This window comes from Mesorhizobium sp. M7A.F.Ca.MR.148.00.0.0 (genome assembly GCF_003997735.1).
Lineage (GTDB): Bacteria > Pseudomonadota > Alphaproteobacteria > Rhizobiales > Rhizobiaceae > Mesorhizobium.
Map to the genome: position 1 here is coordinate 1 of NZ_RZTB01000588.1, position 264 is coordinate 264.

At 70.1% G+C, this 264-nt stretch carries 1 protein-coding gene; it reads right to left on the reverse strand.

Going from position 1 to position 264, the window contains the following annotated elements:
* On the reverse strand, positions 1 to 264 hold a 264-nt coding region (locus EOB49_RS35435; RefSeq protein WP_245473013.1), incomplete at both ends, for a RuBisCO large subunit C-terminal-like domain-containing protein.

A 264-nucleotide genomic window follows, 5' to 3' on the forward strand; every position in this document is an offset into this window, starting at 1 on the left:
GCTGCCTTGCCGTCGCCGAATTTTTCGATCGACCGCGCCAGTTCGGGATGGTTCAGGGCAAAGTCCGCCAGCGGAATGCCGTCGACCGCCGCTTGCCAGGCCTGCTGCACGGCGCGCACACCGGCGCCCGGCCCGTCCGGATGGCTGACGATGCCGCCGCCGCAGAGATAGAGAAGATCGACGGTCCGTCCGGTCCGCGCATATGTCTCAGGAGCCTGGCCGCCCCACTGGCCGGAGCCCGCCACCGGCAAGGCGCAGTCCTCG